This window comes from Maritimimonas sp. 2304DJ26-3 (assembly GCF_056591635.1).
Genome location: NZ_JBWQOK010000002.1, coordinates 390,939 through 415,061 on the forward strand (window position 1 = coordinate 390,939; position 24,123 = coordinate 415,061).

Annotated in this window: 23 protein-coding genes; 8 read left to right on the top strand and 15 right to left on the bottom strand. The window is 31.1% G+C overall.

The genetic code is table 11. From position 1 onward, the window contains the following. Nucleotides 1-33: 33 nt before the first annotated feature. Together AC1EUV_RS06740 and AC1EUV_RS06745 are read right to left on the bottom strand one after the other, a co-directional pair. Nucleotides 34-729 carry a LytR/AlgR family response regulator transcription factor gene (locus AC1EUV_RS06740; RefSeq protein WP_480197913.1) on the bottom strand — a complete coding sequence of 232 codons (696 nt, stop codon included), beginning with the start codon at nt 727-729 and terminating at the stop codon, nt 34-36. Beyond that, on the bottom strand, nt 726-1,550 hold the full coding sequence (locus tag AC1EUV_RS06745) for a sensor histidine kinase (protein WP_480197914.1): 825 nt from the start codon (nt 1,548-1,550) through the stop codon (nt 726-728). Before AC1EUV_RS06745 ends, AC1EUV_RS06740 begins: the two co-directional genes overlap by 4 nt. Nucleotides 1,551-1,755: 205 nt before the next feature. Between AC1EUV_RS06745 and AC1EUV_RS06750 the strand changes: the two genes are divergently transcribed. The 3 genes from AC1EUV_RS06750 to AC1EUV_RS06760 are packed head-to-tail and all read left to right on the top strand — an operon-like array spanning nt 1,756 to nt 4,012. Continuing rightward, nucleotides 1,756-2,928, top strand: coding sequence for a metallophosphoesterase (locus AC1EUV_RS06750; protein WP_480197915.1), 1,173 nt, complete (start codon nt 1,756-1,758; stop codon nt 2,926-2,928). Nucleotides 2,929-2,938: 10 nt separating this feature from the next. Beyond that, nucleotides 2,939-3,619: a CPBP family intramembrane glutamic endopeptidase gene (locus tag AC1EUV_RS06755; RefSeq protein WP_480197916.1), complete on the top strand. Its 681-nt coding sequence runs from the start codon at nt 2,939-2,941 to the stop codon at nt 3,617-3,619. A 27-nt stretch (nt 3,620-3,646) separates the two neighbouring features. Further along, entirely contained in the window at nt 3,647-4,012 is a 366-nt protein-coding gene (locus AC1EUV_RS06760; protein WP_480197917.1) for a cupin domain-containing protein, read from the top strand. Nucleotides 4,013-4,053: 41 nt separating this feature from the next. Here the strand turns inward: AC1EUV_RS06760 and hppD are convergent, their stop codons facing one another. The 9 genes from hppD to AC1EUV_RS06805 form a co-directional block, all read right to left on the bottom strand. Continuing rightward, nucleotides 4,054-5,214: a 4-hydroxyphenylpyruvate dioxygenase gene (gene hppD / locus AC1EUV_RS06765; RefSeq protein ID WP_480197918.1), complete on the bottom strand. Its 1,161-nt coding sequence runs from the start codon at nt 5,212-5,214 to the stop codon at nt 4,054-4,056. A 12-nt stretch (nt 5,215-5,226) separates the two neighbouring features. Beyond that, a complete protein-coding gene (locus AC1EUV_RS06770; protein WP_480197919.1) occupies nt 5,227-6,393 on the bottom strand; it encodes a homogentisate 1,2-dioxygenase in 1,167 nt (388 codons plus the stop codon). Nucleotides 6,394-6,552: 159 nt separating this feature from the next. Continuing rightward, nucleotides 6,553-6,882 (bottom strand): 2Fe-2S iron-sulfur cluster-binding protein, encoded by a 330-nt coding sequence (locus AC1EUV_RS06775; protein WP_480197920.1) that lies wholly within the window; start codon nt 6,880-6,882, stop codon nt 6,553-6,555. Then, nucleotides 6,875-7,783: a sterol desaturase family protein gene (locus tag AC1EUV_RS06780; RefSeq protein WP_480197921.1), complete on the bottom strand. Its 909-nt coding sequence runs from the start codon at nt 7,781-7,783 to the stop codon at nt 6,875-6,877. Before AC1EUV_RS06780 ends, AC1EUV_RS06775 begins: the two co-directional genes overlap by 8 nt. Further along, nucleotides 7,783-8,838: an NAD(P)/FAD-dependent oxidoreductase gene (locus AC1EUV_RS06785; RefSeq protein WP_480197922.1), complete on the bottom strand. Its 1,056-nt coding sequence runs from the start codon at nt 8,836-8,838 to the stop codon at nt 7,783-7,785. Before AC1EUV_RS06785 ends, AC1EUV_RS06780 begins: the two co-directional genes overlap by 1 nt. A gap of 67 nt (nt 8,839-8,905) precedes the next feature. Next, nucleotides 8,906-9,142: a NifU family protein gene (locus AC1EUV_RS06790; protein WP_480197923.1), complete on the bottom strand. Its 237-nt coding sequence runs from the start codon at nt 9,140-9,142 to the stop codon at nt 8,906-8,908. A 3-nt stretch (nt 9,143-9,145) separates the two neighbouring features. Then, nucleotides 9,146-10,282: an Mrp/NBP35 family ATP-binding protein gene (locus AC1EUV_RS06795; protein WP_480197924.1), complete on the bottom strand. Its 1,137-nt coding sequence runs from the start codon at nt 10,280-10,282 to the stop codon at nt 9,146-9,148. A gap of 135 nt (nt 10,283-10,417) precedes the next feature. Then, a complete protein-coding gene (locus AC1EUV_RS06800; protein WP_480197925.1) occupies nt 10,418-12,013 on the bottom strand; it encodes an Ig-like domain-containing domain in 1,596 nt (531 codons plus the stop codon). A 34-nt stretch (nt 12,014-12,047) separates the two neighbouring features. Then, nucleotides 12,048-12,743, bottom strand: coding sequence for a ComF family protein (locus AC1EUV_RS06805; protein WP_480197926.1), 696 nt, complete (start codon nt 12,741-12,743; stop codon nt 12,048-12,050). Between the two features lie 43 nt (nt 12,744-12,786). On the opposite strand from AC1EUV_RS06805, the gene AC1EUV_RS06810 reads away from it, so the two are divergent. The 3 genes from AC1EUV_RS06810 to AC1EUV_RS06820 all read left to right on the top strand — a co-directional run bounded on the left by AC1EUV_RS06810 (nt 12,787) and on the right by AC1EUV_RS06820 (nt 16,089). After that, a complete protein-coding gene (locus AC1EUV_RS06810; protein WP_480197927.1) occupies nt 12,787-13,344 on the top strand; it encodes a class I SAM-dependent methyltransferase in 558 nt (185 codons plus the stop codon). 201 nt (nt 13,345-13,545) lie between these two features. After that, nucleotides 13,546-14,451: a hypothetical protein gene (locus AC1EUV_RS06815; protein WP_480197928.1), complete on the top strand. Its 906-nt coding sequence runs from the start codon at nt 13,546-13,548 to the stop codon at nt 14,449-14,451. Nucleotides 14,452-14,547: 96 nt separating this feature from the next. Further along, on the top strand, nt 14,548-16,089 hold the full coding sequence (locus AC1EUV_RS06820; protein WP_480197929.1) for a glycine--tRNA ligase: 1,542 nt from the start codon (nt 14,548-14,550) through the stop codon (nt 16,087-16,089). A gap of 31 nt (nt 16,090-16,120) precedes the next feature. Here the strand turns inward: AC1EUV_RS06820 and AC1EUV_RS06825 are convergent, their stop codons facing one another. The 4 genes from AC1EUV_RS06825 to AC1EUV_RS06840 all read right to left on the bottom strand — a co-directional run bounded on the left by AC1EUV_RS06825 (nt 16,121) and on the right by AC1EUV_RS06840 (nt 21,214). Then, the gene (locus tag AC1EUV_RS06825; protein ID WP_480197930.1) at nt 16,121-16,474 is read right to left on the bottom strand and encodes a nuclear transport factor 2 family protein; all 354 of its coding nucleotides are present in this window, start codon (nt 16,472-16,474) and stop codon (nt 16,121-16,123) included. Between the two features lie 37 nt (nt 16,475-16,511). Beyond that, nucleotides 16,512-19,901 (bottom strand): hypothetical protein, encoded by a 3,390-nt coding sequence (locus tag AC1EUV_RS06830; protein WP_480197931.1) that lies wholly within the window; start codon nt 19,899-19,901, stop codon nt 16,512-16,514. A gap of 73 nt (nt 19,902-19,974) precedes the next feature. After that, nucleotides 19,975-20,463, bottom strand: a complete 489-nt coding sequence (locus AC1EUV_RS06835) for a methylated-DNA--[protein]-cysteine S-methyltransferase (RefSeq protein ID WP_480197932.1) — start codon at nt 20,461-20,463, stop codon at nt 19,975-19,977. Further along, complete coding sequence (locus AC1EUV_RS06840) at nt 20,447-21,214, bottom strand: TatD family hydrolase (RefSeq protein ID WP_480198289.1); 768 nt, start codon at nt 21,212-21,214, stop codon at nt 20,447-20,449. The genes AC1EUV_RS06835 and AC1EUV_RS06840 overlap by 17 nt, the downstream gene beginning before the upstream one ends. Before the next feature lie 70 nt (nt 21,215-21,284). Between AC1EUV_RS06840 and arsC the strand changes: the two genes are divergently transcribed. Both arsC and AC1EUV_RS06850 read left to right on the top strand, forming a co-directional pair. Continuing rightward, on the top strand, nt 21,285-21,623 hold the full coding sequence (arsC, locus tag AC1EUV_RS06845; protein ID WP_480197933.1) for an arsenate reductase (glutaredoxin): 339 nt from the start codon (nt 21,285-21,287) through the stop codon (nt 21,621-21,623). Nucleotides 21,624-21,716: 93 nt separating this feature from the next. Further along, entirely contained in the window at nt 21,717-24,092 is a 2,376-nt protein-coding gene (locus AC1EUV_RS06850; RefSeq protein ID WP_480197934.1) for a TonB-dependent receptor, read from the top strand. The last annotated feature ends 31 nt before the right edge of the window (nt 24,093-24,123 follow it).

A 24,123-nucleotide genomic window follows, 5' to 3' on the forward strand; every position in this document is an offset into this window, starting at 1 on the left:
TATAAATAGCACGAAAATATTTAGTGAATTAAATTACCTAAGTAATTTGTTAAGATTTGTTTTGTATACTTTCCCTATAGGAACTGTATAATCTTTAATAAAAATTCGATTGCCCTCAATTGACTTGATATGATTCTTTGATACAATAAAGGATTTATGAACTTGAAAGAATTCACCTTGAGGAAGTTTATTGATAAAATCAGAAACTTTTTCTCGTATCTGAATTTCTTCATCTTCTGTTATTATTTTGCAATAGTTTCCAACAGATTCAACAAATAAAACAGTGTCAAGTTTAACTTGAATCAACCTTTTGTTAGACTTTACAAAAATGCTTTCGTCTGTAATAGAAGATAAAGCAGAAGTAGCATTTGAATTAGACTTTGCCACTTCGATTTTATTTATGGCTTTTACGAAACGCTCAAAACTGAATGGCTTTAGCAAATAATCTACCACATTCAACTCAAAACCATCCAAGGCAAATTCTTTGTAAGCAGTTGTTACAATGACTTTTGGCGGATTCTGCAATGATTTTAAAAATTCGAAACCCTTCAGCTTTGGCATATTTAGATCTAAAAACATTAAATCCACATGCTTTGATCGTAAATATTCAAGTGCTTCTATAGCGTCATAACAGTTTTTAGCCAACTTAAAGTTGGGAAACTTATCACAATAGCCTTTTATAATATCATGGGCTACATACTCGTCATCTATGATTATATAGTTCGTCATAATTCTATTTCTAATGTTGCTTTGAATACGGTATCTACTACTTCAGTAGAAAAACTATGCTTCTTGAGATATACCAACTCTAAACGTCTTGTTAAATTATTCAACCCAATACCTTTTTCGGTTCTATGTGCTTTGTCAAAATTGTTTTTAATTTCAAATTGAACTTTCTTGTTGTTCGTTTTTAACTTTATACAAACAAATGCATCTTTTCTCAATACCTCTACACCATGTTTAAAAGCATTTTCTACCAAAATTATGAATAGCAAAGGCATCACTTTTAATGTGTTATTTTCAACCTCTATACTAAATGAAACATCAGTTTTTTTATAATATCTCATCTTATGCAGTTCTATATAATTAGAAATAAAATCTATTTCTTCTTGCAGTGTTACTTGATCATTTTGCCCTTCATAAATACTATAACGCATCATGTCAGAAAGCTTTAAAATTAATTGTTTAGCTTTTACTGAATCAGTATCAACTAATCCGTAAAGATTGTTGAGCATATTGAAGAAAAAGTGTGGATTAACTTGTGATTTTAAGAGCCTTAATTCTGTTGCGGTTTTTTCGTTTTTCAAATTAATTATCTGCTTTGTTTGTTTGAAAACCCAATACACAGCATAGGCAATTACCGATGCAATCAATAAAATATAATATGTAAAAATGATGTACTTGAAAACTGTATTAATGTTTAGTGAAACAGTAGTTGAATATCCATCAGAAGTCATGACAACGTACGTTAAGTAGCATAGTGGCATTAATAATGAAATGCCACCAATAAAAAGAAGTACTTTTTTGTTTCTATATATCCAATTAATCATGCCGCAAAATAACAAATTGTTTATCAGCATTTAAAGTTAATGGGGCAAACATAATGGTTTGAGGGGTAAACTGATTTTAAAACTATATAAAGTGATTTCAGCATCAAATTAGGTGTTTGCAACTCAATTCATAGGTATTACATCCCAATTAGTTTTTGAAGTTTTTGAAAATAGTCACATTTGTGTCAACGAAATTTTAATAGAAATGAAAAAAAGAGTAATTAGGTATTTAAAGCATATATCTGTAACAATAATCGTATTGTCAATAATAGGTGTTTCAGTTTACACGTATTTGAACGGAACATTTAGGTTTGGGCATAATTCAATGCGATACAACTTAAATCATGAAGGTCCTTATGTTTTCTATGAAAACGATAGTACCATAAATGTTAACTATATAAAAGGAAATAAAGATGAAGGGTTTTATGTAGATACGAAAACCTATGCATCGACAGAACCGACAACCATAAATTGTCATTTCCCATTGGATTCTACAACTTTTAGTTTTGGATTAAAAACAGAATTTCAAGCACCAAAATCCATTTATAATGATGGTAACAAGGTTTTGGCCATTTCAGATATTGAAAGTGGTTACAAGACATTTCGTAATTTTTTAATCGCCAATAAAGTAATAGATAAAAATCTTAATTGGACTTTTAATAAAGGCCATTTGGTACTGGTTGGAGATTTTGTAGATAGAGGCTTTTCAACAACACAAGTATTATGGTTTATTTATAAACTGGAACAAGAAGCGAAAAAACATGGAGGGTTTGTGCATTTTATTCTTGGAAACCATGAATTATACAATATGCAGGGGCAATATAAATCTGCTGAACAAAAATATTATGCCGTAGCGTCAATTTTAGGAAAACAACAATTTGATTTATATAGTAAAAATTCTGTTTTGGGTAGATGGCTATCCAGTAAAAATACCATTGAACTTATAAATGGAATATTATTTACTCATGGAGGTATACATCCAGAATTAGCTAACTCTAATGTCACTTTGGATGAAATTAACCATATTAATAGAGAAAACTATTATAGGAGTTATTTCCCAAAACCTGAAAAAACAGTAGAGCAGCTCATTATCTCGCATAAAAAGGGAATTTGTTGGTATCGAGGTTATTTTAATGATGATCTATCTCAAAATGATGTAGAGAAAGGGATCCAAAAATTTAATGCAAAAAGTATCGTTGTTGGTCACACCATACAATCTATGGTAAAAAAATTGTATAACGGAAAAGTATATGCAATAGATGTAACCCATCCAAAAGACTATATAAACAGTTGGCCGAATAGAAAATCAGAAGGGCTTTTAATTGAATATGATAAATACTATCAAGTATTGTACACTGGGGAAAGAAATGAATTATAAAAATGGGCATATGAAAGCTAAAATATATAACACCTTAACAAAGCCATACATTGTAGTCGCGGTAATGCTTTTGGCTCCTTTATTAAACTTTATTGATAGGAACTTTAGCTTTTTCTTTGGATTAAGTATTGTAGGGTTAATAGCTTGGTCGAGCAATTACAAGTGGTCATTATTTGGTTTTTCAAAAAAACTGACAAAAAAGACGATTGTTAAAGCATTGCTGTTATCCGTAATGATATTAGTTGCATATGTACCCTTAAGTATCATAATAGATCAATACTTTGGGGAATCAGATTTATCATCTTTAGAAGATATAAAACATAATACTGCTGGTTTTTTAACGATACTTGTTATCGTATGGACTTTTGTAGCCTTTGGAGAAGAACTTGTCTTTAGGGGATATTATCTTAAGTGGATAGCAGAATTGTTTGGTAATTCCAAAAAATCTTGGATGATTTCAGCTATAATAATAGCAATTTACTTTGGTGCTTCTCATTACTATCAAGGGCTTTCGGGTGTAATTGGTATAATACCATTTGCATTTATTTATTCACTCGTATTTTTAAAAAATAGAGACAATTTATGGCTTTTGATATTAATGCACGGTTTTCATGACACCATTGGTTTGACATTTCTTTATTTGGATATAGAAAATCCTATAATTAAATTATTTGAGCAGTTATTAGGGTAAAATATGACTCGATTAATAATATACAATATGAATTTACTAGAAAAATTTGAGGAATTAGAAGACTTTTTTTCGCCTAAAATAATAGGAGAAGTTAATGATGTGTATATCAAAATTGTAATAATACTTGGAAATAAAGTACCATGGCATGTACATGAAAATGAAGATGAATTGTTTTATATTGTTGAAGGTAATCTGTTATTTGAAATTGAAGGTCAGCGTGCTTTTTTTATGAAAAAAGGAGACATTTTCATCGTTCAAAAAGGAAAAAGACATCGTGTTTCATCAAAAGAAGAATGTAAAATCATGCTTATAGAGCACAAAACTACACTTCATACCGGAACAACTGTAGTTGATATTACAAAAAAAATAGATGAACAACGTTTACTTAATTAAAAAAGAGCCTTGAAAAACAAGGCTCTTTTATCATATAAACTTTAAAGCGTTCCTCTGTTCGCTTGTTCTCTTTCTATTGCTTCAAACAAGGCTTTAAAATTGCCAACACCAAAAGACTGAGCACCTTTACGTTGTATTACTTCAAAAAACATCGTTGGTCTATCTACAATTGGTTTTGTGAAAATCTGTAACAAATAACCTTCTTCGTCTCTATCAATTAAAATTCCATGTTTCTTTAACACCTCAACATCTTCATCTATTTTGCCAACACGATCTAATAAATCATCATAATACTCACTAGGTACATATAAAAATTCTACACCTCTATCACGCATAGCAGAAACTGTTGCTACAATATCGTTCGTAGCAACAGCAATATGCTGTACTCCTGCTCCATTATAAAAATCTAAATATTCCTCTATTTGTGATTTTTTCTTTCCTTCTGCTGGTTCATTAATTGGGAATTTAATTCTACCATTACCGTTACTCATTACCTTACTCATTAAAGCAGTGTAATCTGTAGAAATATCATCATCAGTAAATGAAATAATTTGTGCAAAGCCCATGGTTCTAGCGTAGAACTCACACCATTCTTTCATTTTACCCCAACCAACATTACCAACCATATGGTCAATAAATTTTAATCCAACTGGCTCTGGGTTATAATGAGATTCCCATTTTTTATAACCTGGTAAAAAGACACCATTGTAATTCTTACGTTCTACGAAAATATGTATGGTTTCACCGTAAGTATAAATTCCCGAACGAATAACATGACCATTTTCATCCTCTTCTTTTGTGGGTTCCATATAAGGTTTTGCACCTCTTTTGGTAGTTTCTTCAAACGATTTTGTAGCATCGTCTACCCAAAGCGCAACAATTTTTACACCATCTCCGTGCTCATCTATATGTCTGTTGAGCTCACCTCCTTTTTCTAAAGGTGTCGTTAATACCAATCGTATTTTATCTTGTTTTAATACATACGAAACTCTGTCTTTCATTCCAGTTTCTAGTCCAGCATACGCTTCTGACTGAAACCCAAATGCCGTTTTATAGAAATGTGCTGATTGCTTTGCATTACCAACGTATAATTCTACATAATCTGTTCCATTTAACGGAAGAAAATCTTCTGCTTCTTCGAAAATTTTCTTTAATCCGTATTCTGTATTTTGTAAATCTGTTAAATTTTTTATTCCTGCCATTATATTTTTCTTTTAATGATTTTCATCTAACCATGAAAGATGATAATCTCCTGTATCAATTTTAATTGCATCTTCGGTAACCATTAATGGTTTAAAAGTATCAACCATTACCGCTAATTCTTCTGTTTCGGTTTGACCAATACTGCGCTCCATAGCTCCTGGATGAGGGCCATGTGGAATACCAGCTGGATGCAACGTAATCTGGCCAACATCAATATTATTTCTACTCATAAAATCACCATCTACATAATACAATACCTCATCAGAATCTATATTACTGTGATTATAAGGTGCTGGTATTGATTGCGGATGGTAATCATACAATCTTGGAACAAACGAACAAATTACAAACGCGCTCGTTTCGAATGTCTGGTGTACTGGTGGTGGTTGGTGTACACGTCCAGTAATTGGTTCAAAATCATGAATTGAGAATTTATATGGATAATTATAACCATCCCAACCAACAACACTAAACGGATGATATGCATACACATATTCATGTATCATATCTTCTTTCTTAACCTTTAAGATAAAATCTCCTTTATCAGAATAGGTTTCCAATTCACTTGGCGGATGCATATCACGCTCGCAAAAAGGTGAATGTTCCAAATGCTGACCAAACCAATTTCTATAACGTTTCGGTGTATAAATAGGATGTTTTGATTCTACGATAAACAATCTGTTATCTTCCGAATCAAAGTCTATCTGATAAATCATTCCTCGAGGAATTACCAGATAATCTCCATATTTAAAATCTATGTTTCCTAAGAAAGTTCTCAGCTTTCCTGTTCCCCTATGAATAAAGATTACTTCATCAGAATCTGTATTCTTATAAAAATAATCTCTTAAAGATTTTTTGGGAGCAGCTAAAATAATTTGACAATCATTATTAACTAAAATTGGTTTTCTACTTCCTAAAAAATCATTGATTGCTGGTACTTTAAATCCGTTAAGACTCAGCGCTTTCATATTTTTCTCTACAGCAATTTTTGGAGCCACACTATACGATTTTAGCACCTCTTTAACCTGTGTAGGTCTATGTGTATGGTATAGTAATGACGACATTCCGTCAAAACCAATAGTGCCAAATAATTCTTCGTAATAATAATTGCCTTCCGGGCTTTTAAAAATAGTGTGCCTCTTTTGAGGTATAGTACCTAATTTATGATATCTAGGCATATTTATTTATTTTAATGTTATGAATATTAAAGTTTACTAATCGAATAGTAATCTTCATTCAGGATTTCTTTTCATCAAGAATTTAAGAAGTAATAATAATTCTTTGAAAGACGTATTCATCTTTAGTAACATTAACTACCCAAAGATAAACAATAATTTTTAAGATTCTGGAGCTAATTCAACCTCAAGACCATCTAACTCTGGAGTCATAGGAATCTGACACCCCAAACGGCTATTATCTTCTACATAAAATGCTTCAGCAAGCATTAAATCTTCATCAGGAGACATTTCTGGTAATTGGTGATTAGATTTTACATAGCATTGACAAGAAGCACACATAGCCATACCACCGCATACACCAATTGTACCCTCTTCTGCTAATTCATAAGAACGAACAACTTCCATTAAATTCATAGCCATATCTGTTGGTGCTAGAATTTCGTGGCTTACTCCTTCTCTATCCGTAATATATATGGTAATATCAGACATTCTCTTGTTCTTTCAATTTTTTACGTAATACTTTCGCTCGCTTATCATGACCATCATGACTCCAACCTGGCGCGTTAAAAATATAATTTAATTTGTCACTCAATTTATTGGCTCTTTTAACATCTTTCCAAATTGAAGCATATTCATGAGTTGCTACTTTTACAGGATGAAAAGTTTCAATATTAACAGTTAAACCATAAATAGGATGATCTATTTCTTTTACCTCCTCAGAAAATGTGCCGAATATTCGATCCCAAATGATAAAAATACCTGCATGATTACAATCCAAATATCGAATATTAGATGCATGGTGTACACGATGATGTGATGGTGTATTAAAAATAAGTTCAATTGGTTTCGGTAATTTATCAACTAATTCTGTATGAATCCAAAATTGATAAATAAGGCTAATACCCATCATGGTAAACATCATCAAAGGGTCAAATCCTAATAATGGGATCCAAATCCAGAATAAAAATTTATGAATTCGTTCGCCTACACCTTGTCGCAAAGCAGTTCCTAAATTTAAATAAACTGACGAATGATGCGGCACATGACCTGCCCAAAATAAGCGGACTTCATGATTCATTCTATGAAACCAGTAATAAGCAAAATCATCAACAAAAATAAGCAATAACCAAGCCCACCACTGACGTTGAACAACATCTTTTAAAGGACTGATTTCATGTAAATAGAAAAGTGCTATAAAGGCTAGAACTTTAGGTATAAATTCAATAATGCCAGAAAATACCATCATTAAGAGTGAAACTCCAGTATCTTTTGCATAATATTTCTCTTTAGCAATAAAATATTCTATCACCATAGAGATTAGAAATACAGGAACAGCAAAATAAATAAGTTTGTCTTGAGAGAGTTGTTGTATGTATTCTAAAAAAGACATTACTCTATTTTCTTAACAACTGCTTTTGGTGCTTCCTTCTTTGTACCGTCAAATCCTTCTACGCCTCCAACGGTAGTATATTTCATTACATATTTTTTGTCAGGGTGAATACGCTTGTATGCACTTTGACACATAAGTGTAGCTTCATGAAATCCGCAAAGAATCAACTTTAATTTACCAGGATACGTATTAACATCGCCAATAGCGTAAATACCTTCGATATTTGTTTGGTAATCTAACGCATTATTTACTTTAATGGCATTCTTTTCAATTTCTAATCCCCAATCTGCAATTGGTCCTAATTTAGGAGATAAACCAAATAATGGAATAAAATGATCTGTTTCTAATACAAAACGTTCTTCTCCTGATTTATGAACTTCAACTCCCGTAACATGATCTTTACCAACGATTCCTTTTACTTCGGCAGGAGTAATTAGAGTAATCTTTCCTTCATTTTTTAATTCTTGAACCTTATCTACACTATCTAATGCTCCTCTAAATTCATTTCTTCTGTGTATTAAAGTAACTGATTTAGCTACATCGGTTAAGAAGATAGACCAATCTAATGCCGAATCACCACCACCAGCAATAACTACATTTTTATTTCTATATAGTTCAGGTTCACGAATCATATATTCTACGCCTTTATCTTCAAAACTAGAAATACTTGGTATTGGGGGTTTACGTGGTTCAAAGCTCCCTAAACCACCAGCTATTGCTACAACTGGAGCCTGATGCTTGGTTCCTTTATTAGTAGTAACTATAAATGTACCATCATCTTGTTTATCAATAATATCAGCGCGTTCTCCTAAGGTAAAACCAGGTTCAAACTGTTTACATTGTTCTAATAATTTATTAGTTAAATCACCAGCTAGAATCTCTGGATATGCAGGAATATCATAAATAGGTTTCTTAGGGTATATTTCAGAACACTGTCCGCCTGCTTTTGGTAAGGCATCAATTAAATGGCATCTAAGCTTTAATAAGCCTGCCTCAAAAACTGTAAAAAGCCCTGTTGGGCCTGCTCCAATAATTAATATGTCGGTCTTAATCATTTAAATAAAATACTATTCAAAAGTAATTTGATAGTTCTTTTTAAAATATGACAAAAGTCATCAATTTTTATTCTACACTAATTACTTCTTGAATTTGAGGTGCGTATTTTTTAATGGTTGCCTCTACTCCATTCTTTAAGGTCATCTGATTTACAGAGCAGCTTATGCAAGCTCCTTCTAACTGTACTTTAACCACATCATTATCTACAGAAACCAATGAAATATTACCGCCATCAGCCTGTAAAAAAGGTCTAATTTCCGTTAAGGCTTTTTCAATATTCTGCTTTAATTCTTTTGCTCCCATTCTTTAGTTTTTAATAGCACTACAACCTGCCATTGTTGTTATTTTAACCGCTTCTGTTGGTGGTAAATCTTTATTACGTTGTACCAATTGAGTGATCATATTTTTAGTGATATCTGTAAAAACATCTTCTAATGGCGTATTAGTTTGCAATGCCACTGGGTGTCCTACATCACCAGCTTCTCGGATACTTTGTACTAATGGAATCTCACCTAAAAACGAAGTACTTATATCTTCTGCCAAATTCTTTGCTCCGTCTTTACCAAAGATATAATACTTATTGTCGGGTAGTTCTTCAGGCGTAAAATAGCTCATATTTTCTACTAACCCTAGAACTGGTACTTGAATACTTTCTTGTTCAAACATAGCCACCCCTTTTTTAGCATCAGCCAAAGCAATATTTTGTGGTGTACTTACAATTACTGCTCCTGTAATTGGTAATGATTGTACAATTGATAAATGAATATCACCAGTACCTGGAGGTAAATCTAATAACATAAAATCAAGCTCTCCCCAATCGGCATCAAATATCATTTGATTTAATGCTTTAGAAGCCATAGGCCCTCGCCAAATAACTGCTTGATTAGGCTGTGTAAAGAATCCTAATGATAATAATTTAACACCATAATTCTCAATCGGTTTCATTTTTGAACGACCATCAACAGTAACAGATAAAGGTCTTTCTCCTTCAACATCAAACATAATAGGCATAGATGGACCATAGACATCAGCATCTAAAACACCAACCTTAAATCCCATTTTAGACAATGTAATCGCTAAATTTGCTGTAATAGTAGACTTGCCTACACCGCCTTTACCCGAAGCAACGGCTATAATGTTTTTAATTCCTTCTATCTTCTTTCCTCTTATAAGGTTCTGCTCAGGTTTTTTTGGTGCATTTACCTTTACATTTACCTTTACATCAGCTTTTTGATCTACATATTGATGTATGGCTTTCATAATTTCAACTTCAACCTTCTTTTTAGCCTGTAATGTAGGGTTAGAAATTATCACGTCTACAATAACTTCTTGCCCGAAAGTAACCACATTGGCTACTGCTTTACTTTCCAATAAACTTTTACCTTCACCTGGTGCAGTAATTGTATCTAAAGCCTTATATATTTCTTGTTTATCTAACTTCACAGTTTATATTCATTCTAAATTACAAAGATAACCTTTCTAACTTACACTAGAAAAGAAATGAATAGCAATAATTTATAGTAGAATTAACTACGCTTATTTGTAAATTTTGAAAAAAATAGGAAATAATTACAAAAGTTATTTAAGTATAAAAGTTTCTGGCATCTCCCAGTTAGCTCGAACATCTAATTCTCTTGGATAATAAACCACTTTTTCGGGTTGAACTTTTAGCAAAAAATTACCAGTATCCCACTTACCATTCTTATTATCATCGTAAATAAGTCTTATTTTGTATTTGGCAGGCTGTAAGTTTATAAATTCAAATTCTTGGGCAGATTCGGCGTATATTTCTTCTACTAATTCTCCATCACTTTTCATCATTTGAATAATTATAGGGTAGCTAGCAACATTTTGTAAACTTAAATACACGCTGCCATAGTCAGATGTTTTTTTGGTCTGAAAATTATAATTCAAAGTATCATTCACGCTACCATAAAAATCTACAATTGCTTCTGGTAATAATTGTAATTTGTACTTATCATCTTGCTTTTTTTCAAAATTAAAAAGAACTTCATTAGAGAGTTTTTTAAACTCTAAATTGTAAGCTACTTCAGTCGAATCTTTCGTAGTAAAAGAAATTTTTGTTGAATCTATACTCTCTAATGGAATATTACTTAGCAATTTTAAGGTATCTCTAAGAAACAATGTTCCTCTTGTATTCGTAGTAATTTGCAACGAATCTACTTTTTTAGAACGTCTTCTAATTGTAACCGTATCTCTATAAATTCTGTTTACAACTTCTAAATACAATGAATCTAATGCAGTATTTTTATACCAAAAATTAAGCGAATCTTTGCCTTTTTCAGGAACAATAACAGATTTAAAATCAAGTTGATTAGATAAATCATTTATACTGATATTATCCACTAATCCTTCATAACCAAATAAAAGTCTATTATTTGTTTCTTCACTTGGGCGATTTAACCTATATGGAAGTATTTCCTTAAATAAAATAACTTCATGTCCAACAGAATCTTCTGGTATACTAATTTCCTTTTCGAGAAAACCTATTTTGTCTTGTTTAGGGTTAAATATATAATCTTTACTTGCATCCTTAAGTGCTATAATTTTATATTTACCAGCTTTTATATTTGTGATTTCCCACAAGGTAGAATCTAAAGTATTCCCCACGTACAATGGTTTTTCTTTATAAATTGTAGAGTCTTTATAAGCTTCATTCAATTCATATAATAATATTGACACATCTGTATCGGCTAACTCATTAAATGCATCTTTAATAGTACCCGAAACTTTTAAAGAATCTATATAGTCGCCTGTAGAAAACACATACTTAAAGTTTCGCAATGGATTTTCTTCTGTATTATCGACTACACTTTGTCCAAAATTAAATGTATACGTGGTATTCTCTTTTAAAGTATCTAAGATTTTTATTTTAATATACTTACTAGGAGTACCCAGAGGAGTAATAATTGGCTGATATTTCATTGGGGGTGAAATAACCAATTGTTTACTTAAATCTTTAAGCTTTATATACTCATCGAAATAAATTCGAATTTCATCTTCCTTAAAATTGGTTGTTTCAAAATTAGGGCGTGCAGTTACCATTACTGGCGCAATTGAATCTTTAGGTCCGCCAGTTGGACGTCCTCGTTTAGCGCAATTAGAAGTGGCAAATACCAATAAAAAAAGTAGTATAAATACTCTAAAGATCATTACATAATATTTACAGCAAATTAACAACTATTTTTTACGATGTAAAAGCTATAGACGCAATGCTAATTTTTACTTTCTCAGACTTTTGCAATTCAATGACACATGCTTCTAAAGTAGCTCCAGTTGTAATAATATCATCAACTAATAAGATGCTTTTATTTTTAAACATCTGATTATCGTTCAGATAAAACTTCTCTTTTACATTCTTCCAACGATCAAGACGTTGTTTTTTAGATTGAGTTTCTGAAGTTGAAATTGATACTAATTTATCTTCTATGAATATAGCACCAATTTCTTTAGCAATTTCTTGACCGAATTTGGTTACTTGATTATATCCTCTTGTTCTTAACTTTCTTTTATGCAATGGAACAGGAACCACATAATCTATTTTTGGTAATCTATCACTTTTATTCAATTCATTTCCGAGCCATTGACCAAATAGTACTGCAAGTTCTTCATTACCTTTATATTTTAATTGGTGAATTAATTTCTGTACAGAGCCTTTTTGCTTGTACAGAAATAAAGAAGTGGCAAACTCTATAGGAATTCTACCATAAAATGCTCTTTCTACTAAATTATCGTTCACATTAGTTATTTCGGCTAATGGTAGATCAAACCTACATTTTAAACAAATAAGCTTTTCATTTTTCAATAACTGTTCATTACAACAATTACAAACTTCTGGAAAGAACAAGTTAAATATCTCTTTAAAAAAATGCATCTTTGCCATCTATTTTCTAGAAAGTTAACTGTTTTATTTAAACTGAAAAAATTTGCAAACTAAAAGAGCTTTCTTTAAGGAAGCAGTTAAAAATTTAAAATCTTCTGGTACTATCGTACCCAGTTCTCGTTTTTTAACCAAGAGAATGTTAGAAGATATTAACTTTTCTAAAACAATAACCATAGTAGAATTTGGTCCAGGTAACGGTTCTTTAACTAAAGACTTATTAACAAATCTATCTAATGACAGTAAATTAATCAGTTTTGAAATTAATGATCAATTTTATGATTACTTATCAGAAATTAACGATAAACGTTTCATCCTTCTAAAGGAATCTGCAGAAAATATACAGATTGAAATAGAAAAATTGAATATAGAAAAAGTTGATTATATAGTATCAAGCTTGCCGTTGACAAACCTTCCAAAAAAAATTGCAAAATCAATTCTTAAGAATTCATATAACTCCTTAAAAAACAACAGTTTATTTATTCAATACCAATATTCTTTAACCTATTATAAAAGGTTAAAAAAAGTTTTTAAAGATAGTGTAGAACTTGAATTTGAAGTGCGAAATATACCTCCAGCATTTATATATAAGTGCAAAAAATAATCTTTTAGTGCAGTTATTTCTAATCTTTAGATTCTCTTTAGAATTGGTTTCTAATTTTGCTAAGTTAAAAGGTGTAAATACGCCCTACTAAATTTATGTTATTAACGAATTAAAAAAACTAGAGTTTTAATATACCATTTTGCTTAAATTTACGTTTGAAGCAACATAGTCTTTTTTAACTCAAAAATTAAACTTTAAACCATGGAAGAAAACAAATCTTCAAACAACAAAAAAATCCTTATTGGTATTTTACTAGCTTTATTAGTTGGGCTTGGAGCCTATACTTTAAGAAGCAACAGCAAACATCAAGAAGCTGAACAATTCCTAAAAGAAGAAAAAGAACAAATTTTAGGAAACCTAACTGCTATGGAAGAAAAATATGACAATGCCATAGCTCAGAACACAACAATGTCTGAAGAGTTAAAAGTAGAGAGAGAAAAAATAGTTGCGTTTAGAGATTCAGTTAAAAACTTAAAGAACACTAATTGGAGATTGATTAGACGTTATAGATCTAAAATTGCTGATCTTGAGTCTACAAACGAAAGATTGGTAAATCTAACAGATTCTTTAAAATTAGCTAACAATTTATTAGTTGTAGAAAAAGACAGTATTACTGGTAAATTAATTGAGCAAACTAGTTATAACGACACGTTAATTGCACAAAATTTAGATCTTGCTAAAAAAGTTGAGATTGGTGGAGTATTAAGAGTGAATTCTGTAAATGCTACTGCTATGCGTTTAAGAAGTAATGGTAAGTATGCAGAAACTAATAAAGCTCAAAAAGCTACTGCAGTAAGAGTTTCATTTAGACTTGAAAAGAATGAAATTGCTACTCCTGGTGAAAAGCAAGCTACTGTTATTATCAACACTCCAAGTGGAAAAATCATTAGCCAAAAAGGCACATTTGCTTTAACTACTGGCGAAGAAGTTGGTTATACTGATCAAACTGCTGTTGAGTATGAAAATGCTGCAAAAGATGTAGTTCTATTTGTAGAAAATATTTCTCAAAAGTTTTCTAAAGGTTTATACCCTATCAAAGTTTATGTTGATGGTGTATTAGTAGGTGCTACTACATTAGAATTAAAAGATGCATTCTTAGGATTATAAGAATATATATATACCAAAATAAAACCAATAAAAGGGAAGCATAATTGCTTCCCTTTTTATTTTATCATTCTCTTAATTTAGCTATTTTTGCGCCTTATGGCAAATCAAGACGATCAATTTAAAAAGGTAGTATCTCATGCCAAAGAGTATGGATACATTTTTCAGAGTAGTGAAATTTATGACGGGCTTAGCGCTGTCTATGACTATGCTCAAAATGGTGCTGAGTTAAAAAAGAATATTCGTGACTACTGGTGGAAAGCCATGGTACAAATGAATGAAAATATTGTAGGGATAGATGCTGCCATCTTTATGCACCCTACTACTTGGAAAGCTTCTGGTCACGTTGATGCATTTAATGATCCATTAATCGATAATAAAGATTCTAAAAAACGTTATCGAGCTGATGTATTGATCGAAGATTACTGCGCTAAGATCGAAGCTAAAATTGAAAAGGAGGTAAAAAAAGCTGCTAAACGATTTGGTGATTCTTTTGACAAGGGACAGTTCTTAGCTACAAACCCAAGAGTTTTAGGATACCAAGAAAAAATAAATAAGACGCTTTATCGGATGGCGAAGTCTTTAGATAATGAAGATTTAGCTGATGTTAAAGCATTGATTGAAGAATTAGAAATTGCCGATCCGTTAACCGGAAGTAAAAATTGGACAGACGTTAAGCAATTCAACTTAATGTTTGGCACCAAACTAGGTGCTTCTGCCGAAAGTGCCATGGATCTTTATCTAAGACCAGAAACGGCACAAGGTATATTTGTAAACTTTTTGAATGTTCAAAAAACAAGTAGACAAAAAATTCCGTTTGGTATTGCTCAAACTGGTAAAGCATTTAGAAATGAGATTGTAGCACGCCAGTTTATCTTTAGAATGCGTGAGTTTGAACAAATGGAAATGCAATTCTTTATCAAACCAGGCACACAAGCTGAATGGTATAAACATTGGAAAGAAGTACGTTTAAAATGGCACTTGTCACTTGGTATGGGTGAAGATAATTACCGATTCCACGATCATGAAAAATTAGCACATTATGCCGATGCTGCTTCAGATATCGAATTCAAATTCCCATTCGGATTTAAGGAACTAGAAGGTATTCATTCAAGAACTGATTTCGACCTTAAACAGCATGAAGAATTTTCAGGTAAAAAGCTGCAGTATTTTGATACTGAAGAAAATAAAAGTTATGTACCATATGTACTAGAGACATCTATTGGTTTAGATAGAATGTTTTTAGCAGTTTTTTCAAATTCATTACAAGAAGAAGTATTAGAAAATGGCACTACACGTACTGTGTTAAAGCTACCTGCTGTACTAGCACCTACAAAAGCTGCAGTTCTACCATTAGTAAAAAAAGATGGTTTACCAGAAATAGCTCGAAAAATTATTGATGATCTTAAATGGGATTTCAATGTTATTTATGATGAAAAAGATGCTGTAGGACGCCGCTATAGAAGGCAAGACGCCAACGGAACACCTTTCTGTATAACGGTAGATCATGATACTTTAGAAGATAATACAGTTACTATTCGTCATAGGGATACTATGGAGCAGCAACGCGTAAAGATTGAAGAATTATCAACTATTATCAAGCAAGAAGTAGACGTACGTTCTTGGTTAATGAAGATATAGTTTACTAAATTTCATTAAGAATCAAGATAAATTATTCTAATTGGCGCTCTTCTTTAATTTCACCTATATGATAGTAAGCAACAATTTCTTCAATAAGACCATCTTTAACATAATACCATTCACTAACATCTAGAGAAAAGTCATCACCTTGTTTGGCCGTATATCTCACACAGGCATTATCTTTTCCATAGATTTCATCATGAATCTCAAAACGGTAACCCAAAAATTTATCTTTATTAGATTCTACTAAATCTAGATAGGCTTTTTTACCATCGATTGTGCCAAAAGGGCTTGTATGTTTAAAAGTATCTGAAACAGGAATACTATGGAAATCTCCTTTTCTCCAAATTTCAAACCATCTCTGTATTAGTTCTCTAGATTTCATAATGATTGATTTTTAGTTTTCAAGTTAATTATAAATTCTAAAAGGATGCTCTTAATTGTATAGTGCCTGTGTGAATTGATTTAGATGTAGGTGATTTTCTCCCTAAATAATTAAGATTAATGTCTAAATAAGATGTTATCTTATGTTGAAAATTTAAGTTCCAAGTATAGTTAGTGCCTGGTTGCAATCCTTCTAACATCTGAAATGCTACAGGTGAGTTCTGCTCTCCATTAAAGTCATTAAAAAAAACTGTTGCAGTGGCATTTAAAGATAACTTTTGCTTATTTGCAGCAAAAAAATTGATGCCAATGTTCTGACTTTCTAAAGTTTCTAAATCACCCAATTGATTTTCTTTATTTTTAAAGTTATAAAATACTTCAAAGCGTGAGTTCTTACTATAGATATAAGATATTTTTGGGTTCAGTGTATAATTCTCTAACAAAAAATTTCTACTAGTAAAACTATTAGAAGTACTTTCATTTTCTGTTTTAATTCCTTTAACATCAAATAACCAAAACTTACCAATCTTATGAATAAATTGTAACTGATGAGATCTTAAAATATTCTCTTGTGTACCAAAAGAAAAAGCCGTTTTATTACGTGTGTCTAAATAAGTATATATTGTTGAATATAGCTGTTTACCTCTATTAAAATACAAGCTATTTTTTAAATTTAAAATCAACGACAATGAATTATCAATATCAAATGGATTTAAATTAAAAGAATTACCCTCTCTCTCTGTTTTACTATCTACTAGAACAAAAGATTGGTTTACAAAATGTGATAGAAATTTTTTAAATCCTTTTTTGTTTCTCCATTGTGAAGCATTTAATGTTAACGCCTGGCTAAATTTGTTTTGATGCGTTTTTATAAATTGGGTTGTTGGTAGAGCTACACGAACATAAATAGCCTCATCTGGAAACTGGGCTATTTCAAATTCATCTAATTCTTGAATTCCGTTCTCATTATAATCTATCCACCTATAAAAACCTTGTCCGGGCTCAACTTCTACATAATTAAATTCTTGTTGCGGCAACGTTCCAGAATTTGTTTCGTAAACTGTATTAAAAGAAATACCGTTATTAAACAATTGTTGACGATATATTAGACGAGAATTAAGAGCTTCTTCATTAGCTGTATTCTCGTTATCTATAGTTCTATAACTAGCAAAAATGTTAAGATCAGCATTTTTAGATTGTATTAATTTAGAACGTAAAAAATAAGTATTAGTGTTATTAATGTGTTGCCATTGATTTACTCGAACACTATCAGTAGTTCTATAATTATAACCAAATTCAGCATGTACCTTAGCCGTATCTCCCACTCCTGTAAAAGCTTCGTATTCTACAAATTTGTGATTTAACGCAGAAGGAATATTTGTAATCGATTCTCTTCTATCATTATCTTCTGTATTAAACTTTACCCCTACCCAACTTTTTTTAAAATGTTGTTTTACAGTAGAATACCATCTCAAAAATTCAGTTTCAGTTATCTCATTATCATTACTCAAAAAGCTACCATTAAGATTTATATTTGTTTTATTTAAATGTAAATCAGATAAAAAGTTGTGCCGAATCCCATTAAAGTTTTTGCTAAAGCGGAGGTTTTCAAACATATAAGAAACAATACCTTTTTCTTTATTTTGATATGCCATTGATGTTTTTAAAAACTGTTGATTCCCGAGAGGGTTCACCAAATCCCAATCACGATTAAACTCAATGTTACGAAAGCGCTCTATAGTTTTAAAATCTTGATCAATTGTTTCAAAACCTATTGATGCCGTCAGTTTCCATGGTTCATCAATCAATAACTGATTCCAGTTTATTTTGGCTGCAAATCCCGTGTTGTTATTATCATCTAATGAAGAGAATAAATTTATATCATTATTGCTATAGGCTATTTCTGTTTGAATCTGTGTCTTATCTGAAGGGATATACTCAGCATTAAGCGTCGCTATTTGTAATTTATCTGGAGCGGCTAATTGTACAATAGGCTCGTAATCACCTTGTGAAACTCCGCTTAACGGAGCTATATATTCATAAATTCTGCCAGTAGCTACTGTACTCTGAATTCGATAATTACCCTGATTTGTCCCTACAAAACTAAAACGAACGGTAAACAAATCATCATTTTCATTATTTGAAAATACAAATACCTCTTCACTATTTATTAATTCTTTTTTATACAAAATTGCATTTTCAGAAAATGCCTGTGGAATGGCAGATGGAACAACCATCTTTGTAAGGTCGTCACCTGCATCAGCTAAAATTTGACGTTGTGTATCGGTAAGATCTTGTTGATTAGTTTGATTTTTAGCATCGTTTTCGTTGTAAAAATTAAACCCGATTTTTAATTTATCTGATTCGTACTGAGCACCGTTATAGGTTACAAAACGTGTATAATTACGTTCAGCAAATTGGTATTCAACCACGATACGCATATTAGCATTGATAGGATACGTTGGATTAAAAGTTATCTCTGCCGTATTGTAATTAATTATATAATCATAATTTTCGCCACGTCTTAGTGGGGTGCCATTTACATAAACCGTTTCACTACCCGAAATTATTAATAATAACTGTTCATTGGCATTACCAGAGATTAGATAAGGGCCTTGATTTGCTTCTTGTGCAACAATAGAATTTCGTGCAAATTGACCTCTTACAATGGCACCAGAAGCGTAAGCATTTGTTTTACTGTTTTCATGATTTAAAGTTGCATTAACATCCACCCCTGCTACTTTTTTATTAAACCTTAGAAAATTACTAGTTGTATTTTGCAGATTGACATCACCAGCTTTTATAGACCAGTTATCACTAAATAATTCAATAAAAACACGATCAAATTCATTTAAACGCTGTGTATATCCTCCATCTTGTAATGGAATATTTGTATCGGTAATAGAAGCTCTTAGTTGTACTTTGTCAGATAAATATCCTGATATTTGCAAGTCAAGATTTGAATTTAGTACTGCATCTTGATTATTGCCAACTGTAAATCCACGTGATATGCTTCCGCTCGTATTTAAACCATCAAAAGGTTTAAAAAAGCTATTATTTTTCTTTGGCTTTGCACTATATAATCTAGATGTGTTTGTTCTTTTAGGTACAATCATGCTTTTATCGAATATACTGTAGCTCTTGGTAAGAAATTCAGGTAGTGCATTATACTCAACCATGATTTCACTATATTTCTTGCTATTTAAGACTAGTAAAGCTTTCGAAAAATCAATTGCATAGTTGACACTATCAATCAGAATTTTGTTATTATCGAAAACTTTAAAGTTATAAGGACTAATACTTATTGAATCAACCCGAATTGTATCACTAACAACCTTTATTGTTTTTTTTCTAAAGTTTTTAGATGGCGTCTGTGCAAGAGAAGAAAATCCTACTAATAGTAAAAAAAGACAAATAACTTTCTTCATCAAATACAAAACGTTTTGAAAGTAAAAATAATTTAAAAATTAAATGAGTAGTGTTTTAGATCAAATAGAAGTTTTAAAACAAAGATTGTTGAGATGGTGGATTTTCATGCTCTAGCAACCATCTTTTACGCCACAAACCACCGGCATAACCAGTTAATGAACCATCACTTCCAATAATACGATGACATGGAACAACTATCCAAATTGGATTTTTAGCATTCGCATTAGCAACAGCTCTAATCGCTTTTACGTCACCTAACTTTTCAGCTTGCTTCATATAACTACGCTTTTCTCCATAAGGTATTTGTTCTAACTCATTCCACACACTTTTCTGAAAGTCTGTACCTTCAGGGTTTAACTTTAAGCTAAATGTTTTTCTTTCTTTGTTAAAATATTCATCCAATTGCCTAACACATTCTTGTAAGGGCTCTGGAATTACATCTGAAGTCTCTTGCTCACCGTCTACAACCGAAATTGACGATATTCCATTTTCATCGCCAACAATTCTGGCAATACCAATCGGAGTTTTATAGTATGTTACTTTATCAAATTCGAAAAACATCTTTAGAATTTTGTGTAGTAATCTCAGCTATTTCTTGAGGAGTTAAATTATAAATATCTACCAATTTATCCAAAACATTAACAATATAACTACTTTCATTTCGCTTTCCTCGGAAAGGTACTGGTGCTAAATAAGGTGAGTCGGTCTCTAAGACAATGTTTTCTAGTGAAATTTCGTTTAAGAACTTATCAACACCTCCATTTTTAAAGGTAACAACTCCACCAATGCCTAATTTCATATTAAAAGACAATGCTCTATGTGCTTGTTTTAAATTTCCTGTAAAGCAATGGAAAATTCCTCGTAATTTTTCATCTTTTTCACCTTCTAAAACTTCAAATATTTCATCAAAAGATTCTCGACAATGAATTATAATTGGTAGCTCTTTTTCTTTTGCCCATTTAATTTGTGTCTTAAAAGCCTCTTGTTGTTGTTCTAAAAAACTCTTATCCCAATATAGGTCAATACCAATTTCTCCAACAGCATAAAAATGACGCTTATCTAACCATTTTTTTGCTAAAGCTAATTCTTCTTTATAATTTTCTTTTACTGATGTTGGGTGCAAACCCATCATTAAAAAGACTTTATCAGGATATGATTTTTCTAAAGCTAACATCGAATCCGTGTACGAAGAATCAATTGCTGGAATAAAAAAACGAGAAATTCCTGCATCAAAAGCGCGTTGCATCATTGCTTTTCTATCGTCATCAAATTGCTCAGAATAAAGATGTGTATGTGTGTCTGTAATAATCATAGTATAGAATGCCAAAGATAACTTAGTTTTTAAAAAGGCTTAACTATATTTACATCATAAATAAACATTCATGAAAATTTATCACAATAATAGATGCCGTAAGAGTCGTGAAGGCCTTTTTATTCTTGAAGAGTCAAATCAAGATTTTGAAATAGTAAACTATCTCGAAAACCCTCCAACAACTTTAGAACTAAAAGCAATATTAGAAATGCTTGATATAAAACCTATTCAATTAGTTCGAAAAAATGAGAAAATCTGGAAAGAGCATTTTAAAGGAAAAGAACTAAGCGATGATGAGGTTTTAAAAGCTATGAGCGAACATCCAAAATTGATAGAAAGACCTATAGTAGTTAAAGGTAACAAAGCTGTAATAGGAAGACCTCCTGAAAATATAAAAAAACTATTATAAAAACTAGTGGTTTATGGGTATAAAAATCACTATAAACCACTATTTTTTAATTCAATAAGTTATGATACTTTTGTTTTTTATACGCCAAATTGTATGAAAAATTGCTTCCTGTTTATTTTACTTTTTTTAAACTTTACTGTTTTTAGTCAGAATGTAAATACTAAACAAATTACAATTTCTGGAAAAGTAATAGACAATGAAACAAAAGAACCATTAGAATATGCTACTGTAACGGTTCAATCAAAAACTGATAGTATTTTAGCTGGTACTTCTACAGTTAAAAACGGAAAGTTTAAACTGCAAATTACAACAGGGTTTTATACTATAAAAATTCAGTTTCTCTCTTTTAAAACTTACGTTCTCTCTTTACAAGAATTTAAAGATAATTTTAACCTTGGTGTCATTAATTTATCACCAGATAATACTTTAAATGAAGTTGAAATAGTAGCAGAGAAAAAAATTTTTGAATCTAAATTCAATAAAAAAGTATACAATGCATCAGCCGATATTGCAAATGTGGGTGGTAATGCTATTGATGTACTAAACAATACTCCATCTGTTAGAGTTGATGATGAAGGTAACATTCAAGCCCGTGGTGGTAATGCAACAGTATTAGTAGATGGTAAGCCACAATTTGGTTTAGACAATAATACAGATATTCTAAAAACAATTCCTTCAAACAGCATCGATAGAGTCGAAATTATTACTAGATCTGCCAAATATAGTGCCGAAGGCGGCGGTGGAGCTATTCTAAATATAATTACTAAAAAAAGACAGGGAATAGGGTTAAATGGTTCAATTGAGGTACATACAGGTATCCCAGACAATCATGGGTTTTCTACTTTTATTAATGAAGATACAGACAATATGAATCTGTATTCAACAATTAGTTTTAATAACCAGAATAGAAAAAAGTTTACCAATATTAGTCAACCATTTTTTGATTTTTCTGAGCATAGAGTTGATAACCAAAAGCGTAATAGCTTTCTTTTTAATATCGGTAGTGATTTTTATTTAGGTGAAAAACACACGCTCTCTACGTCTTTTCTAGTAAACAGTAATAATAAAAACTTTAGATCTAATCTTTCTGAACCTGATTTTATCAGAAATGTAAATGAAAATGATGATGGTTCCAGAATTGAAGCTAGCATTGGTCATAAAATCAAATTTAATGATGATGGACATAACTTATCTATTGATCTAAAATATGAAAATACTGATTCTGAAAATAAAACCAATATTAATGAGATTCCGAATATTGGTGACTTAATCCTTCAAAAATCTGATAAAGATCAAACATTAGATAATTTCTTAGCTCAAATAGATTATACATTTCCTTTTAATGAAAATCAAACCTTACAACTTGGTTATAAAGGCACATTCCGATTTTATGATAATGATTTTAATGTTTCACAATTCGATAATCTTATTAATGATTTTGTAACTATTGGCGGCCTCGATGATATGGTTAATTATGATGAAAAAGTGCATGCTTTTTATGGTTTATATAATGCAACACATAACAAGTTTTCATATTCACTAGGGTTAAGAGCAGAGATATCTGAAATAGATTTAGGACAGCAAAATTCTAACTCTGAGATTAACAAATCATATACTGATATCTTTCCATCTGCTACACTTGCATATGAAATTGATGATGATAGTTATTTGTCTTTAAATTATTCTCGTTCTATAGATAGACCAACAATTGCACAAATTAATCCGTTTATTGCTTATACAGATGAACGTTTTCAAACTGTAGGTAATCAAAATTTAAATCCTTTTTATACGAATTACCTTGAAATTTTATATGATAAAAGTTTTAAAAAGCTAACGTTAGTTTCTTCTATCTTTTTAAATTTTGCTTCTGATCAATTTTTATCAGTAATTGAAAATACTGGTGAGCAAACTTCAGATGGACAAGACATTTTTAGAAGAATCCCTATCAACAGCGGAGATAACAATGTTACTGGTGTTGATCTAGACTTAACTTATAGGTTTTCTAAGAACTTTAGACTAAATGCTTATGTAAGTCCTTATAGGCAAAAAATCACCAATGCAATTGATCCAGCCTACAATATAACTAACACTACTTGGTATGCGAGCGGTGGTGCTTTTCTTTCATTTAATAATGGATTAAAGATAAATGCGCAACATGTATATCAATCACCTATAGAAAATGGTTTAACAAAACTTAGAACCATTCATTTTTCTAATTTAACTATTAGTAAAGACCTATTTAAAAAGAAAGCTTCATTAACATTTAAGATTACAGATGTTTTTAGCTCTAAAAAGTTTAATTATCGATCTTTTGAAGCTAACACATTAACTTTTAGAGATGTTCGTTACGAAAACCAATACCAATTAACATTTACGTATAGATTTAATCAAAAAAGGCGAAGTTCAAAAGATAGAAGTCGAGATATAAACAAAGATGATCTAGAAGATAAACAAGATAAAAAACTGTAAGCAATAAAAAAGGATGGTATTTACCATCCTT